General features: G+C 69.5%; 14 protein-coding genes and 1 pseudogene. 4 read left to right on the forward strand and 11 right to left on the reverse strand.

Annotation, left to right across the window (positions count from 1 at the left end):
- Window positions 1-102 precede the first annotated feature (102 nt).
- From FK268_RS00750 to FK268_RS00760, 3 genes and pseudogenes are all read left to right on the forward strand, one after another.
- Window positions 103-738: a hypothetical protein gene (locus FK268_RS00750; protein ID WP_146430223.1), complete on the forward strand. Its 636-nt coding sequence runs from the start codon at window positions 103-105 to the stop codon at window positions 736-738.
- Between the two features lie 9 nt (window positions 739-747).
- A pseudogene (locus tag FK268_RS00755) lies at window positions 748-1,149 on the forward strand (SRPBCC family protein).
- Between the two features lie 112 nt (window positions 1,150-1,261).
- On the forward strand, window positions 1,262-2,878 hold the full coding sequence (locus FK268_RS00760; RefSeq protein WP_146430224.1) for an HNH endonuclease signature motif containing protein: 1,617 nt from the start codon (window positions 1,262-1,264) through the stop codon (window positions 2,876-2,878).
- A gap of 35 nt (window positions 2,879-2,913) precedes the next feature.
- Here the strand turns inward: FK268_RS00760 and FK268_RS00765 are convergent, their stop codons facing one another.
- Window positions 2,914-3,114 carry a hypothetical protein gene (locus FK268_RS00765; RefSeq protein WP_146430226.1) on the reverse strand — a complete coding sequence of 67 codons (201 nt, stop codon included), beginning with the start codon at window positions 3,112-3,114 and terminating at the stop codon, window positions 2,914-2,916.
- A gap of 319 nt (window positions 3,115-3,433) precedes the next feature.
- On the opposite strand from FK268_RS00765, the gene FK268_RS00770 reads away from it, so the two are divergent.
- Window positions 3,434-4,651, forward strand: coding sequence for a DICT sensory domain-containing protein (locus FK268_RS00770; RefSeq protein ID WP_231706864.1), 1,218 nt, complete (start codon window positions 3,434-3,436; stop codon window positions 4,649-4,651).
- A 5-nt stretch (window positions 4,652-4,656) separates the two neighbouring features.
- Here the strand turns inward: FK268_RS00770 and FK268_RS00775 are convergent, their stop codons facing one another.
- From FK268_RS00775 to murC, 10 genes are all read right to left on the reverse strand, one after another.
- A complete protein-coding gene (locus tag FK268_RS00775) occupies window positions 4,657-6,057 on the reverse strand; it encodes a DNA polymerase IV (RefSeq protein ID WP_146430228.1) in 1,401 nt (466 codons plus the stop codon).
- A gap of 13 nt (window positions 6,058-6,070) precedes the next feature.
- Window positions 6,071-9,187, reverse strand: coding sequence for an isoleucine--tRNA ligase (gene ileS, locus FK268_RS00780; protein WP_231706913.1), 3,117 nt, complete (start codon window positions 9,185-9,187; stop codon window positions 6,071-6,073).
- A 274-nt stretch (window positions 9,188-9,461) separates the two neighbouring features.
- Entirely contained in the window at window positions 9,462-10,073 is a 612-nt protein-coding gene (locus FK268_RS00785) for a hypothetical protein (protein WP_146430231.1), read from the reverse strand.
- A 35-nt stretch (window positions 10,074-10,108) separates the two neighbouring features.
- Window positions 10,109-10,936, reverse strand: coding sequence for a DivIVA-like cell division protein Wag31 (gene wag31, locus FK268_RS00790; protein ID WP_146430233.1), 828 nt, complete (start codon window positions 10,934-10,936; stop codon window positions 10,109-10,111).
- Window positions 10,937-11,099: 163 nt separating this feature from the next.
- Window positions 11,100-11,390, reverse strand: coding sequence for a YggT family protein (locus FK268_RS00795; protein WP_146430234.1), 291 nt, complete (start codon window positions 11,388-11,390; stop codon window positions 11,100-11,102).
- A 22-nt stretch (window positions 11,391-11,412) separates the two neighbouring features.
- On the reverse strand, window positions 11,413-12,087 hold the full coding sequence (locus FK268_RS00800) for a cell division protein SepF (RefSeq protein ID WP_146430236.1): 675 nt from the start codon (window positions 12,085-12,087) through the stop codon (window positions 11,413-11,415).
- Between the two features lie 122 nt (window positions 12,088-12,209).
- Window positions 12,210-12,953 carry a peptidoglycan editing factor PgeF gene (gene pgeF / locus FK268_RS00805; RefSeq protein ID WP_146430238.1) on the reverse strand — a complete coding sequence of 248 codons (744 nt, stop codon included), beginning with the start codon at window positions 12,951-12,953 and terminating at the stop codon, window positions 12,210-12,212.
- A gap of 60 nt (window positions 12,954-13,013) precedes the next feature.
- Window positions 13,014-14,180 carry a cell division protein FtsZ gene (gene ftsZ, locus FK268_RS00810; RefSeq protein WP_146431763.1) on the reverse strand — a complete coding sequence of 389 codons (1,167 nt, stop codon included), beginning with the start codon at window positions 14,178-14,180 and terminating at the stop codon, window positions 13,014-13,016.
- Between the two features lie 179 nt (window positions 14,181-14,359).
- On the reverse strand, window positions 14,360-15,064 hold the full coding sequence (locus FK268_RS00815) for a cell division protein FtsQ/DivIB (RefSeq protein WP_146430240.1): 705 nt from the start codon (window positions 15,062-15,064) through the stop codon (window positions 14,360-14,362).
- Window positions 15,061-16,503, reverse strand: coding sequence for a UDP-N-acetylmuramate--L-alanine ligase (gene murC, locus FK268_RS00820; protein ID WP_231706914.1), 1,443 nt, complete (start codon window positions 16,501-16,503; stop codon window positions 15,061-15,063). Before murC ends, FK268_RS00815 begins: the two co-directional genes overlap by 4 nt.
- Between the last annotated feature and the right edge of the window lie 11 nt (window positions 16,504-16,514).

Here is a 16,514-nt window from a genome sequence, read left to right on the forward strand (position 1 = left end):
GGATCCTGGTGCCCGTGCCCCGCGCTGTGCGAACCGATTCCCCATCGATACACGCTGTTGCAGCAGAAGTTGCCGTTCCTCTACATGTGGCACGATGACACCATGAGCACGTGGGAGGAACTGCAGCGCACGTCGATCACCGAGGTCCGCCGGCGGGCGGCGATCGTCGACACCTGGAACGACATCGAGCCGGTCGAGGTGCCCGGCGGGAAACGCTTCGCCTGGAACGACGGCGGGGGGCAAGCGGCCGGCTGGTTCTTCGCCGCCGACGGTCGCGTACTCCTGCTCACCTACGAGCACGAGAGCACCCTCAACTTCTATGACGGCGACTTCGCAGAACAACGCGCCGTGTTCGGCGGCGTCCCCGAGGACCTCGTCGCCATGGTCGCGAATCAGCCGGAGAACTACGAGTTCCTCAACGTCAGCGACAACGAGGGAGCGTCACTTCCCCACGCCAGCGGCGTCTTCTGGTTCGACGGTGCGCAATGGCATGTCGCGCCGGGCCTGATCGAATATTGCACCACCCACGACATCCCCCTCTTCACGAGCGACGGCTTCGCCTTCGACGTCGGCTTCGACTACGCGCTCGCCGCATACCGATTCGGACAGGAGTTCACGCCGGAGTCACTGATCGCCGAGCAGGTCGCCAACGGCTATTACCAGGAGCCCGGCGAGAAGGAGACTGCGCTCGGTCTACTGCGCACCGTGTTCGCGGAATACGACGCCGCACCTCGGTAACGTGGCGCCATGACCGAGGAGTCCCGCCACATCAGCGTCGTGATCCCCCGCCCCGCGGCAGAGGTGTACGCGTTCGCACGCGATCCTCGCAACCTCGTCCGCTAGGCGGCGGGGCTCGCGACCGGGGTACGGACCGACGGCGACGATCTGCTCACCGACTCGCCGATGGGTGAAGTCCGGGTGCGGTTCGCCCCGGACAATCCGTTAGGCGTACTCGATCACGATGTGACACTTCCCGACGGCACCGTCGTGAACAATCCGTTGCGCGTCCTCGTGCATCCCGACGGGGCTGAGATCCTGTTCACCGTCCGGCGACTCGGCGCGACCGAGGCCGACTTCGAGCGGGACTGCGCGACGGTGCGCGCCGATCTCGAGCGACTGCGCGAGTTGCTGACCGACGACAGGGGATGACCCGCGTCGGCAGGCACCCCGCTCCACCACCCCTCAAAGGTAGAACATTTCTTCGAATCGATCTTGCGATCGCAGCAGGAGCGCGTAGAATCGAGACAGAAGGAGGGGCGCGATGAGCACGACTACCTGCACAGCGGTCGAGTATCTCGACGCGCTCACCGCGTTCGAACAGGCGGCCGAACGGCTCGCGCAGGTGGATCCGGTGATGCTGGATCCCCAGGACGTTCTCGCCTCTCTGGAGCGACTGGAGACCGCGTCGCGGAGGCTTCCGTTCAGCCGGCACCTCCTCGCCCAGGTCGCCACGGAGCAGGGGCTGCCGGGGCAGCTCGGCTACACCGGCATGAAGGAGTTACTGGTGCAGCGCCTGCGCCTCGCGAGCGGCGAGGCACGCGACCGGATCCACGGCGCTCGCGACCGTGTTCCGCAACACGGGCACGGGGTGTGCCCCGAGCCGCGGTACGCGCTCGTCGCCGAGGCGCAGCGGGACGGGGTGATCTCGGATAGGCACGCCCTCACGATCGAGCGCGTCTTCGCGAAGTGCCGCAGGACGATCCGTCCCGACCAGGCCGCGGTCCTCGAGGATGTTCTGGTCACAGCCGCGGCGGATGTCACACCCGAGGACCTGGCCGTCATCGGCGCTCGCGCGCTCGCCCACCTCGATCCCGATGGGGCCGAACCGGATTCCGACGTGATCGCCCGCGCTCGCGGACTCAGCGTGGGGCGGCAGGACGACGATCTGATGACGCCGTTCGGCGGTGACCTGTCCCCCGAGGGACGTGCACTGCTGGACACGATCCTCGAGAAGCTCGCACGTCCGGGTGTGAACAATCCCGCCGACGCGGACGATCCCGTTGACCTCACCGATCAGGACGCGGTCCGGGCCGCCGCGAAACGCGACCGGCGGACCACCGCCCAACGCAACCACGACGCGCTGGTCACAGCACTGGCGGCGGCGATCAACTCCGGCGCCCTCGGGCAGCAACGGGGTGTCACCTGCGTCCCCATCATCACTCTCACCATCGATCAGCTGGAGTCCGAGACCGGAATCGCGACCACGGCCACCGGCGGGCGCATGCCCGTGGAGGACGCCCTCCGCATGATGGGCGCGAACCCGCGGTACGTGCTCGTCCTGGATCTCCAGTCGCGGCCGCTGTTCCTGGGCCGGGAGAAACGGCTCGCTTCCGCGGACCAGCGGATCGCGCTGTACGGCTCCGAGAAGGGGTGCACCGCGCCGGGGTGCGAGGCGCCCGCCACCCGCTGCCAGGTGCACCACATCACAGAGTGGGCCGACGGCGGCGCCACCGACATCACCTGCCTCACGCTCGCGTGCGACGCCCACCACGGCAAGGTCACGCCGCGGACCGAGGACGCCCGTCGCGGTTGGGACACCATCACCGTCCGCGTCGGCGACTATGCGGGCCGCACCGGGTGGCGTCGCACAGCCGACCCGTCACAGCAGCACCGCGTCAATCACCAGCACCACGCAGACGAGCTCTACCGGCACGCACTCGAACGGTGGCGCGTGCGCTGTGCCGAGCTCCAGAACCTCTGGCGCGGCGAGGAACTCCGTGTGCGGTACGGCGAGTGCGTCGACTCCATCCACGACGACATCGCCGCGATCCTCGATGGTCCCCACGGCCCACCGATCCTCGAAGACCTTCTCTCCGAACACGATGCCGACGAGCCGTGGAACCTCCAGATGCCCACCGACCTGCGCGCCGCGGCCTGATTGCTGCGGCCGCAGTACCGGTACGGGCTCACCGGTCACATCGCGGCGACGCGCTGCCCCTCACGAACGCCCCGGTCCGCCTCGGGGACGGACCACTGCACCTCGGGGCGCGACCGGCGGTACGCCTCCGCGAAGGCCCACAGCCGCTCACCGATCCCGCACCCCTCGAGCTGAGCAGAGATCCTCCGAGCCTCGGGCCCCTCGAGCCAGTGCGCAAAAAGCTGATCGGTTTCCATACCGGCTCCTCAGGTCGACAGTGAATCGAACGCTAGGCGTCCGGACACACATCCCGCCACCCGTGCATCGTCGAAAATCCGAAGAATCCAGCGGAACCGGATTGATATGCAATTGCACCACATACCGTACTTTGGCCAATACCTATGCACCCCAAAGACTTCAACATCACCTCCCATGACGCTGTTACCTTTTCGTTATTCAGGTACCAATTTCATAACCACCCCCGCGCAGGCTTGGAACATCCACGAATTCGGGCCACCATGATGGTCGTGCTCACTCGCCTCCACATTTGCCCGAAACATGTGATTAACTCCTCTAATGACGAGCATCCTCCAGCGGCCCGCCCGGCCGGTCGCCGGAATCGAGCTTGACGTGACGCTCGCCCCGGTCCGCCGCCTCACCGACGGCGCACTCGCCGCCGTCGAACTCCAGCTGCGCGCAGCGAATGCGGGAGCCCTGCATTCCGCACAGGAGCTCCGCCGCGTCGCGCGCCTCATGGACGAGAAGCACGATCTCGACCGCATCAAGGCCGACTGCATCACCGATCCGCAGCTCCGCGCGCTCGTCGGGGAGCTACCCGTGATGGCCGCCTTCGACGCGCCCTACCTCACGGACACCGGATCCACTCTCCCGCCCGCCCCGAGTACCCGGATCCTCGCCTCGGTGTCCGCGCACCTGTTCGGGGAGGCGCCGCACGGAATGCTCCGAGCGCTCGGCACCGCGCGGGAACGCGGCAACACCATCTGTCTCGAGATCGGCGACGACGCCGATCACGCGCTGGCCTTCCTGGCCCTCATCGAACCCGACGTCATCGTGGTCACACCGACGCTCCTCCACGCGCCGACGTCCGCCGAGACGGCACGCATCGTGCACGCGTTGGCCGCGCACGCGGAGCGCTCCCACTGCACGATCATCGCCGAGGGCGTGAACGACGAGGCCACCCGCGCCACCGCGGAGACGATCGGCGCCACCTTCGGCATCGGCGAGTTGTACCCCGCACTGCCGGCGGAGACGCTGCTCGCCGAGGATCTCGTCCCGCTGCCCGCCGCACCCGTCTGGACCACGCCCGACGTCGAAGAGACGACACCGTTCGCGCTCGCGACGCGCGACACGGCACCGCGGCGCGGCACCAAGTCGTTGCTGATCGAGATGAGCAAGGCCCTCGAAGCGCAGGCCACCGGCATGGCATGGCCGATGGTCGCGATCGGCACCTTCCAGCACTCGCGACACTTCACGCAGTCCACCGCGGCGCGGTGGAACGCATTGTCCGAGGTGACGGGCTTCGCAGGGGTGTACGGGACCGAGATCGTGGCCGCCAGCGAGGGCAACGTGCATCGGGCACCCTTGGCTCCCGGCGACCCGCTGGTCGACGAGTGGACCGTCGCCGTCGTGGGGCCGCACTTCAGTGCGCTCATCGCGGCCAGGGACCGCCACGACAACGGACCGGATCTGGAGCGAACGTTCGACTTCGTGCAGACCTTCGACCGGACCACCACTGTCCAGGCCGTGCGGAGCGTGCTCCACCGCTTCGGCTGAACCCGTCAGTCGTCCTCGTCGTCCTCGCCGGACCGCAGGTGCTCGGCGGGCCAGTCGAGGGAGTCGAGGGGGTCGGCCTCGCGCAGATCCGGATCGTCGGCCTTGAAGCTGCGCATGCGCCCCGGACCGGACGTGCGGGTCTCGAAACGCACGCTGAGCACGCCGTGCCCCGCTCCCTGCACCCAGCCGTGCCCGAACTCGGGGTGCCGCACGTCCATGCCCGGACGCCAGCCCACGGCGGGCACCTCGACCTCGGCCGACGCGGCGGCGGCCTCGCTCTCGGAGACGTCGGCTTCGGGAGCCACCGCGGGCTCCTCACCGAACAGGGTGAACTGCTCCACGCTGCTCAGCCCGGAGAAGCCCACGCCGACGAGTCGCAGGCCGCCGATCTCCATCGGATCGAGCGCGAGGCGCTGCGCGGTCGCGGTGAGCACGGCACCGTCGGTGGTGGCGGACGGGAGCGTCGCGGACCGGGTGAGCAGGGACATGTCGGACCGCTTGAGCTTGAGCACCACGGTGCGCGCACCACGCCCGTCCCGGCGCAGCCGCCGCAGCGCGTGCTCGGCACTGCGGTCGATCTCGCGGCGCAGCGCGTTCATCGTGGTCACGTCGGTCTCGAGGGTGTGCTCGGCGCTGATCGACTTCGCCTCGCCGTTCACCGCCACCGGCCGGTCGTCCTCGCCCCGTGCGAGCCGGTGCAGCGCCGGCCCCAGCGTGACGCCGAGGACGGAGACCACCTCGACCTCGCTCATCGCCGCGAACTGCCCGATGGTATCGATCCCCAAGCGGGACAGCCGCTCCCCCGCCACCGGGCCGATGCCCCACAGCTTCCGGACGGGCAGCGGGTACAGCATCGACTCCTGCGCCGCCGGCGGGATGACGGACACCCCGTCGGGCTTGGCGAGGCCGGAGGCGATCTTCGCGGCCTGCTTGCCCGCCCCCGCGCCGACGGAGGCGACGAGCCCCGTCTCCGCCATGATCCGTGCGCGCAGCTCCTCCGCGAAGGCCACCACCTCCGTCGACGACGCCCCGGCGAGCTCGGCGGGCTCGCCGAAGGCCTCGTCGAAGGACAGCGTCTCGACGACGGGGATGAGTCCGCGCACCGTCGCGAAGACCCGTCGGCTGACAGTGCCGTACAGCGCCCCGCGCGGCGGCAGCACCACCGCCGAGGCGCCCACGAGGCGGCGCGCCTGGTGCATCGGCATCGCCGAGCGCGCGCCGAAGACCCGCGCCTCGTACGAGCAGCCGGCGACCACGCCGCGGCCGCCGAGCCCACCTACCAGCACGGGGCGCCCGCGCAGGGTGGGCCGGGTCAACTGCTCACAGGACGCGAAGAACGCGTCCATGTCGAAGTGGAGCACCCAGCGTGCGCTCCGCTCCGCCGCGCTCGGCCCCGCTTCAGCCACGGCGCGACAACGCTCAGGCGCGCGTCAGGCGGGCCCGGACGCCGTCACCCAGGTCGACCGCGTCGGCGTCCCCGACGAGCGGGGCGAACTCCAGCGAGGTGGCGAGCACCTCGCCCGCGATCAGATCCTTGTGCGCCTGCGCGGCCGCGAGGTGCTCCGCCGGCACGTCCAGAACCAGCGCGATCCGGTCACTCACGTCGAGCCCGGCAGCGCGCCGTGCCTCCTGGATCTCGCGGATGCGGTCCTTGGCCCAGCCCTCGGCCTCGAGCTCGGCGTCCACGGTGAGGTCGAGCACGACGAGTCCGGCACCGTCGGGCAGCTCCGCGGTGGAGTCCGGCGCCGCGGCCACCAGCTTGCGGGTGTACTCGCCGTCCTGCAGGGCGATACCGGCGGCGACGACGGCACCGTCGACGACCTCGTAATCCCCGGACTTCACCGCCTTGATCACGGTCTGCACGTCCTTGCCGAGGCGCGGGCCGGCGGCGCGGGCGTTGACCGCGATCTCGACCTTGCCGTACCGATCCGCATCCGGCGAGACCTGCACGTCCTTGACGTTCACCTCGTCGGCGATGATCGACGCGAACGGCGCGAGCTTCTCCGCACCCGGTCCGGCGACGGTGAGCGTGTGCAGCGGCAGCCGCACGCGCAGCTTGTTCGCCTTGCGGACCGAGGACGCCACCGAGCAGACGTCGCGGACCTCGTCCATCGTCGCCACGAGCTCGGGATCGGCGGGGAGTTCGGACGCCGACGGCCAGTCGGTCAGGTGCACCGACTCCCCGCCCGTGAGGCCGCGCCACATGGCCTCGGTGGCCATCGGGAGCAACGGCGCCGCGAGCCGGCAGGTGGTCTCCAGCACCGTGTAGAGAGTGTCGAAGGCACCCGCGTCGGAGCCGTCCCAGAAGCGCGCGCGCGAGCGACGCACGTACCAGTTGGTCAGCGCGTCGACGAAGAGCCGCAGCTCCTCGCAGGCATCGGCGATGTTGCAGGTGTCGAGCGCCTCGGTCATCGCATCCCGCGTCTGTGCGAGCTTCGCGAGGATGTACCGGTCCAGCACGTCCTGCGAGTCGGTGCGCCAAGTCGCCGGCTTCTCCGCGTACAGCTGCAGGAAGGAGTAGGCGTTCCACAGAGGCAGCAGCGTCTGCCGCACGCCGTCGCGGATGCCCTGCTCGGTCACCACGAGGTTGCCGCCGCGCAGGATGGGCGAGGCCATGAGGAACCAGCGCATGGCATCGGATCCGTCGCGGTTGAAGACCTCGTTGACGTCCGGGTAGTTCCGCTTGGACTTGGACATCTTGAGGCCGTCGTGGCCCAGCACGATGCCGTGCGCCGCGACGGTGCGGAAGGCGGCGGAATCGAACAGCGCCGTCGCCAGCACGTGCAGGTTGTAGAACCAGCCCTTGGTCTGCCCGTTGTACTCGACGATGAAGTCGCCCGGGAAGTGGCTGTCGAACCACTCCTGGTTCTCGAACGGGTAGTGGACCTGCGCGAAGGGCATGGAGCCCGATTCGAACCAGCAGTCCAGCACCTCGGGAACGCGGCGCATGGTCGACTGCCCGGTCGGGTCATCGGGGTTCGGCCGGGTCAGCTCGTCGATGTACGGGCGGTGCAGGTTGGTCGGGCGCACGCCGAAATCGCGCTCGAGCTCGTCCAGCGAGCCGTACACGTCGACGCGCGGGTACGCGGGATCGTCGGAGACCCACACCGGGATGGGGGCGCCCCAGTAGCGGTTGCGGCTGATGTTCCAGTCGCGCGCGCCCTCGACCCACTTGCCGAACTGGCCGTCGCGGATGTGCGCCGGGTTCCAGGTGATGTCCTGGTTGAGCTCCAGCATGCGCGGGATGATCTTGGTGACCTCGACGAACCACGAGGGCACGGCCATGTAGATCAGCGGCTGGCCCGAACGCCACGAGTGCGGGTAGCTGTGCTCGATCGTCTCGTGCCGCAGCAGCCGGCCCTTGGCCTTGAGGTCCTTGGCGATGACGGGGTTGGCGTCGAAAACCTGCAGGCCCTCGTACGGCGGGACCGCCGAGGTGAACTTGCCGCCCGGATCGAGCGGCTGCACGACCTCGATGCCGTACTTGCCCGTGGCGAGGTCCATGTCCTCCTCACCGAAGGCGGGCGCGAGGTGCACCACGCCGGTACCGGAATCGGTGGTCACGTAGTCGGCGAGCAGCGTGACGTGCGACTTCGGGTGGCCGGCGAAGAAGTCGAAGGGCGGCTCGTAGGCGGCGAACTCCAGGTCGCGGCCCTTGTACCGACCCTTGACCTCCGGCGACTCGCCCAGCTCGCGGGCGTACTGGCCCAGGCGCGCCTCGGCCAGCAGGTACTCCTTCCCGTCCTGACCCACCACGTGCACGTAGTCCAGGTCGGGGTGCACCGCGATCGCGAGGTTCGAGGGCAGCGTCCAGGGCGTGGTGGTCCAGATGAGAGCCTCGACACCGTCGAGCGCCTCCAGCGGGGTGCCCTTGGTCTTGAGTGGCATCCCGACGGTGACCGCCGGGTCCTGCCGCATCTTGTAGGCGTCGTCGAGCTTGCTCTCCTGGTTCGACAGCGGCGTCTGCTCGTACCAGGAGTACGGCAGCACGCGGTAGCCCTGGTAGATCAGGCCCTTCTCGTGGAGGGTCTTGAACGCCCACATGACGGACTCCATGAAGTCCAGGTCGAGCGTCTTGTAGTCGTTGTCGAAGTCCACCCAACGCGCCTGGCGGGTGACGTACTGGCGCCACTCCTCGGTGTAGCGCAGCACGGAGGAGCGGCAGTAGTCGTTGAACTTCTCCACGCCCATGGTCTCGATCTCGGACTTGTCCTTGATCCCCAGCTGGCGCTCGGCCTCGAGCTCGGCGGGCAGGCCGTGGGTGTCCCAGCCGAAGCGGCGGTCGACCTTCTTGCCGCGCATCGTCTGGTAGCGCGGGACCAGGTCCTTGACGTAGCCGGTCAGGAGGTGGCCGTAGTGCGGCAGGCCGTTGGCGAAGGGCGGGCCGTCGTAGAAGACGAACTCCTCCGACTGGGAGCGGTTCGCGATCGACCTGCGGAAGGTGTCGTTCTCGGCCCAGTACGCGAGCACGCGTTCCTCGAGATCGGGGAACGACGGTGCGCCCGTCCGGGCGGGGCCGTCGTCGTCGCGGGTCATATCGACCAGCGGATAGGGGCGCTTCTCACTCACGGTGACTCCTCGTGCCGTCTACTACCAGCACGGGGACGACGCCCGGCCCTGTAGCCGGACTCCGCGGTACCACCCCGCTTGCGCCTCCCGGTGTCCCGGGGCGACGCCACTTGAACCGGGCTGTGACGGGCCCACCCGTCCGGTTCTACTGGGACCCGCAGGCGGGCCCGTTCTTCCGGATGCTCCCCGGTGATGGCCGGATCAACGCAGTGCTGTCCCAAGGATAGCGCTCAGTGCAAGGTCATTTCTGGTCGGGATCGTCCGACTCGGGCGGCTTCGGCGGGGTCCACTCCGCACCCCACGCCTGATCGATCCGGATCTGCGGGATCTGGTCGGTCATGTCCGGGTCGTACTTCCCGGGCGCGAACAGCCCGCGGGTGGCCTCGTCGTCCGTGTCCGCGGGCGACTCGTGCTCCCACCCCGTCGGGCCGCCGAGCGGGCCCATCGCGAACTGGGTCGTCGGACGGGCGTCGTCGTCCGGAGAGTCGTGACGCCCGAACTCCTCGTGCCCGACGGTGCCGGCCTCCCGGGCCGCGTCGTCGTCCGGCGACTCCGAGGCGGCCTCGGCGGGCTCACCCTCCGAGGCCGTGGCCGCCGCCGTCTTCGCGGCCGGGGCGTCGTCCTCGTCGGACTCGTCGTCCGACCGGTCCCCCGGACTCCACGCGGCGGCGCGGTCACCGTCGGCCTTGTCGCGCTCGCCGCGCCGGTAGGTGAGGACGTCGCCCAGCAGGAGACCGACGCCCACCACCGAGACCACCACGCAGGCGATCGCGAGCCACAGATTGGCCGTGACGAGGGCGACGATCAGCAGGATGAACCCGATGACCGTCGCCCCCAGTGCCGCTAACAGCATGAGAACTCCGCCCTAGTACCAGCCGGTACCAGCGGCTACTTGTACTGCTGGTTGCCGCCGGCGGCGTTGCCGGGATCGTTGAAGTCGCCACCGCGACCCTGGCCGTGATCGACCGGGGCGGCGCTGCGCAGCGACTGCAGCTCCTCGAGCTGACCCTCGAGGTAGGTCTTGAGGCGGGTGCGGTACTCGCGCTCGTAGGTCTTGAGCTGCTCGATCCGACCCTCCAGCACGGTGCGCTGCTGGTTGATGGTGGTCATGATCTCGGTGTGCTTCGACTCGGCCTCGGCCTGCAGCGCGTCGGAGCGCTCCTGCGCCTGGCGGAGCTGGTTCTCCGACCGGGTCTGGGCGTCGGCCAGCAGCGCGTCGGAGCGCTGACGGGCGTCGGCCAGCATGGCGTCGGCCTTCTGGCGCGCGTCGGCGACCATGGCCTCCGACTGGGCGCGAGCGTCGGAGACCAGCTTCTCGGCCTCGGAACGCGAGTTGTTCGTCAGGCGGTCGGCGGTCTCCTGCGCGAGGCCGAGGACCTTGGCGGCGCGCACGTGCGCCTCCTCGGTGGTCGCCGGCGCCGCGGCGGCGGCCGGAGCCGCTGTCTCGGCCAGGGCCGGCGCGTTCGGCGTCGGCGACGCGAAGGCGACGGTGCTGTCGGCGGACGGCTGCTCGCCGCCGCCGGCGCGGGCCTCGCTGAGCTCGCGCTCCAGCTCGGTGTTGCGCTGCTGCAGATCGTTGTTCTCGTCGATCAGCCGAGCGAGCTCGGTCTCGACCAGATCGAGGAACTGATCCACCTCGTCCTCGTTGTAGCCGCGCTTTCCGATAGGCGGCTTGCTGAACGCCACGTTCCGCACGTCGGCGGGTGTCAGCTTCATAGGTCGTTTCCCCTCAATTCGGCTGCTCGACAGATCTCAAGTCACTCGGACCAACACTGTAACTAGTGCACATCCTGTCACACCAGACCCGTTTGTTCCTCATCACCCAACAATCACGCAATGAAATGTCCGATTGATGACTCGTTCGGAACCCCGCCCGGCGTTACACGGCGAGACGGCTCACGACCGACTGCGCGACCGCTACCAGCAGGAACAGCACGATGAACGCGAGATCGAGCCGGACCGGTCCGAGCGGCACCGTCGGAATGATCTTCCGGAGCGCCTTCAACGGCGGATCCGTGACGGTGAACACTCCTTCGAGGAGGATCGCGACGATCCCCTTCGGGAACCACTCCCGCGCGAAGGACTTCACGACCTCGACCACGAGCCGGACGATCAGGAGGAACCAGAAGATCGAGAGGAGGACGTAGACGACGAGCCAGAATGCTTGCACCGGTACAGTCTGCCCGAATCCGTCAGCGGTTGTAGAAACCGGTCTCCGCGATGCGGGCGCGGTCCTCCTCGGTCACGTCGATATCGGCCGTGGCCAGCATGAAGACCTTCGTGGTGATGCGATCGAAGGAGCCGTGCAGCGCGAAGGTCAGGCCGGCGGCGAAGTCGACGAGACGCTTGGCGTCCGCGTTGTCCATCGCGGTCAGGTCCATGATCACCGGGATGCCCTCGCGGAACCGCTCACCGATCGTGCGCGCCTCCTCGTACGAGGTGGGACGCAGGGTGGTGATGCGCGACATCGGGTTCTCCTGGCTCAGCACGTCGGCGCGGGTGTCCATCGCCAGCGCACCACGGGTGGACGGTGCGACGGGGCGCGAGGCGTCCCGCAGCGGCTCCAGGCGCGGCAGCGAGGTCCGAGCGGGCTCGCGGTAGTCGCGCTCGTAGCGGTCGTCGTAGCCGACGCCACGGGCGGCGTAGCCGTCCTCGTAGGCGGGCTGGTACGAGTCGTACTCGTCGGCGCGCCGGCCGTCGTACGCGTAGCCGCGGTCGCCACGGTAGTCGGAGCGGTAGTCGTCGAAATCGTCGTCGAGGCTGCGGCGGCCGCGCGGCTGCGGGGTGCCCTCGTCGACGTATCCGTCGTCGTAGGCATCCAGCGGAACCATCCCGAAGTACGCCTTGACCTTGTGCAGAGTGCTCATCTTTGCCCTTCCTCGGCGCCTGCATGGGCTGGTGTGACGGTTGTGACTGTCGTTATGGAAGTGAGATTAGTGGGCTGCACCCGCGAATCGTGGTTCCGACACGCGCACGAATCCCATCGATGTCATTTCGTCGTGTCGATCCAGATCACGGAGGCGAGCCGGCCCGTCGGCGCACCCCGGCGATGGGAGAACAACGTGGCGTCGCTGATCGTGCACCGCGGGTCCTGCGCGACGGCCGCGACACCCAGATCCTGCAGCTGGCGCCGGATGCCCGCGCGCAGGTCGAGCCCGTCGGTCCCCTTCTCCGTCCGGCACCGGCTGCCGGGCAGGTGCTGCTCGACGTCGGCGGCCATCGCGGCGGGCACCTCGTACTTGGCGCCGCTCGCCGCGGGGCCGAGGAAGGCGCCGATGCGCTCGGGACGCGCGCCCAGCTCGCGCATGGTGTCGATCACGGCAGGCACGATCCCGATCCGCGCCCCCACCCGGCCCGCGTGCACGGCGGCGAGCACGCCCGCCTCGTCGTCGGAGAGCAGGATCGGGACGCAGTCCGCGGTGAGCACCGCGAGCGCGAGGCCCGGCACGGCGGTCACGAGGGCGTCGGTGGCCTCCACGGGCTCCGCACGCGGACCGTCGACGACGGTGACGTTGCGGCTGTGGATCTGCTCCATCCAGACCACATGGCCGGGCTCGACGCCGATCTCGCGCTCGAGGCGCTCCCGGTTCGCCGCGACGGCAGCGGGATCGTCGCCGACGTGGTCGCCGAGGTTGAAGGAGTCGTACGGGGCCTGCGAGGCGCCGCCCGCGCGGGTGGTGGTCACCCGCCGGACACGGGCCGCAGAGACAGGAGCGTTCGCGGGTTCAGTCATGTCACAAGACTACTGACGGCGCCCCCGGCAGAGCCGGGAGCGCCGTCGTCGTAGCAATCGTCAGCGGCGGTTCTGCAGGAAGGACGGGACGTCGAGGTCGAAGTCGTCGTCCGACCGGGTCTCGCGGCCCGCAGGACCCGCCGAGAACGGATCGTTGGCGCGCGCGGGGCGGGCGCCGAAGGGGTTGCCGCGGCGGGCGTCCTCCGGCTCCGCGGCGGCGGCCGCGGGCTCGGGGGCGGTGTGCTGGCCGCCGATCCGGGTGACGGGGCGGCGCGCCGGCGCGCCGCCGTCGAAGCCCGCGGCGATGACGGTGATCCGCACCTCGTCGCCGAGGTTGTCGTCGATCACGGTGCCGAAGATGATGTTCGCGTCCTCGTGCGAGGCGCCCTGCACCAGCGAAGCGGCCTCGTTGATCTCGAACAGGCCCAGGTCGCTGCCGCCCGCGATCGACATGAGCACGCCGTGCGCGCCCTCCATCGAGGTCTCCAGCAGCGGCGAGTTCACCGCGGCCTCGGCCGCCTTGAGCGCGCGCCCCTCACCGCGCGCCGAGCCGATGCCCATGAGGGCGCTGCCGGCGCCGGACATCACGCTCTTGACGTCGGCGAAGTCGACGTTGATCAGGCCCGGAGTGGTGATCAGGTCCGTGATGCCCTGCACGCCGTTGAGGAGGACCTCATCGGCGCTCTTGAAGGCGTCGAGCGCGGAGACGCTCACGTCGCCCAGCTGCAGCAGGCGGTCGTTCGGGATCACGATGAGCGTGTCGCAGGACTCGCGCAGCGACGTGATGCCCTGCTCGGCCTGCTTACCGCGGCGAGCACCCTCGAACGTGAACGGGCGGGTCACCACGCCCACGGTGAGGGCGCCGAGCTTGCGGGCGATGCTCGCGACGACGGGGGCGCCACCGGTACCGGTGCCACCGCCCTCGCCCGCGGTGACGAAGACCATGTCGGCACCCTTGAGGAGCTCTTCGATCTCGTCCTTCGCGTCCTCGGCGGCCTTGCGGCCGACCTCGGGATCGGCGCCGGCTCCGAGGCCGCGCGTGGAGTCACGACCCACATCGAGCTTGACGTCGGCGTCGCTCATGATGAGCGCTTGCGCGTCGGTGTTGATCGCGATGAACTCGACGCCCTTGAGCCCCTGTTCGATCATGCGGTTGACGGCGTTGACGCCGCCGCCGCCGATGCCGACGACCTTGATGACGGCGAGGTAGTTGTGCGCGGCGGTCATGTTTCGCCTTCCCATGGATGTGAAGTCTGTGCTTCGAGACGAACCCTAAACCTCAACAGAAGGCTTAAAGTTATGTCAAGTAGCTGGTCTGAAACCAAGGTAGAGGGCCGTACGGCACTTGACTCGTAACCACGTGGGCGTGTCGGGGAAAAACGTTCTCGGTGAGCGGAAGACCACACTCAGCGGGTGGTCGGCATGTCCGGATTGATGACGGTGAACTCCTTGCCGGGACGGGTGAGCACCATCCGCAGCGCCGCGGTCTTGGCCTCGGCCCGGGAGTCGTCGCCCCAGTAGACGACGCGCTTGTCGCGCAGGACGAACCGCACGTTGGCCGGGGAATCGGCGCCGATCTCGACGATCTGCCCGTGCAGGTCCGGCGGAAGGGACTTGAGCACCGCGATCGACGCAGTCGTCGACGGATCGTCCGGCTTCGGGTCGTTGACCACGAGCTTGGGCGTGAGGATCGGCGGCTCCCCCACCTTGATGAACGGCACGCCCTTGGCGTCGACCAGGACGATGCCCGCGGGCCGCTGCGCGTACGCCACCACCTCGCGCTCGACGACCTGCACGACGAGCGTCGACGGGTACTTCACCGTCACGGTGGCGCGATCGATCCACGGACTCACCGTGATCACCCTCGCCGCGTAGGAATCGCGCTGCGCCGACGTGATCTGCAGCAGCGGCCGCCCCTTGAGCGGTTCCACCACCTTCGCGACCTCGTCGGCCGGAGCGTTCGTCGCGCCGGTCACGGAGACGTCGCGCGCCGAGAGCACCGGCGAGAAGTACGCGCCGACGGCGAGCCCGCCCACGACGATCAGCGCGAGCAGGATCAGCAGCAGGCGCCGCAGACCCGGGACACGCCTACGCGTCGCGGGAGCACTCACGCGCCCGCCTCGGCGCCCCGCTGCGCCAGTGCGTCGAGGATCGTGGGCGCCTGCATCGTCACATCGCCGGCGCCCATCGTGATCACGACGTCGCCCGGCCGCGCGAGGCCGGCGACGACCCCCGCCACCTCGGACTGCACGGGCACGTAGCGGCTCGACGCGGTCACCTTCTCGGCGATCCGCTCCCCCGTGATGCCGGGCAGCGGATCCTCGCGCGCACCGTAGACGTCGAGCACCACCACCTCGTCGGCCAGGCTCAGGGCCTCCGCGAACTCGGCGGCGAACTGCTCGGTGCGCGAGTACAGGTGGGGCTGGAAGGCGACGATCACGCGCCCCGGTTCGGCCTGCTTGGTCACCATCTCGGCGGCGGCGGTGAGCACGGCGCGCACCTCGGTCGGGTGGTGCGCGTAATCGTCGAAGACGCGCACGCCCTGCTCCGTACCGCGCAGCTGGAACCGGCGGTGCACCCCGCCGAAGGCCTCGATGCCCGCGATCGCCTTCGCGATCGGGAAGCCCGTCGCCGCCACCGCGAGCGTCGCCGCCACCGCGTTGAGCGCCATGTGCTTGCCCGGGACCGAGAGCATCAGCGCGCGCTCGGTGGCGACGCCCTCCTCGTCGGTGAAGCGCACCTTGAGCATGCCGCCCGTGGCGCGGGGCTTGTAGTCGATCAGCTGCGCCGTCAGGGGCACGTCGGGCGCGAGGTCGTCGCGGCGGCCGCCCTCGCCGTAACCGAGGACGCGGACACCACGGTCCCGCAGCGTCGCCCAGGTGCGCTGCGCGAGTGCGGCCGAGCCGGGATCGTCGACGCAGACGACGAGCGTCCCGCCGGGCCGGATCCGCTCGGTGAAGGCGTCGAAGACCGCGACGTACTTCTCCTCGGATCCGAAGAAGTCCAGGTGGTCCGCCTCGACGTTGGTCACGACGACGACATCGGGCGAGTACTGCAGCAGCGAGCCGTCGGACTCGTCGGCCTCCGCGACGAAGACCTCACCCGTGCCGTGGAAGGCGTTGGTGCCCGACTCGTTGAGCTCGCCGCCCACCGCGAAGGAGGGATTGGCGCCGCAGTGCTGCAGGCCCACGACCGCCATCGACGTGGTGGAGGTCTTGCCGTGGGTGCCGCTGACGAGCAGGGTCCGGTAGCCGTCCATGAGATCGGCCAGCACCTCGGGCCGCAGGATCACGGGGATCCCCCGGCGCTGCGCCTCGACCAGCTCGGGATTGTCCTTGGGGATCGCCGCGTGGGTGGTCACGACCACCGTCGGGCCACCGGGCAGCAGGTCGAGCGCCTCGGGGCTGTGACCGACCTGCACCTGGGCGCCGCGGGCGCGCAGGGCGATGACGCCGCGGGACTCCTTGGCGTCGGAGCCCGACACCTGGCCGCCGCGAGAGAGCAGGATCCGCGCGATGCCCGACATGCCGGCACCCCCGATGCCCACCATGTGGACGCGCT

The organism is Tsukamurella sputi (genome assembly GCF_007858445.1).
Lineage (GTDB): Bacteria > Actinomycetota > Actinomycetes > Mycobacteriales > Mycobacteriaceae > Tsukamurella > Tsukamurella sputi.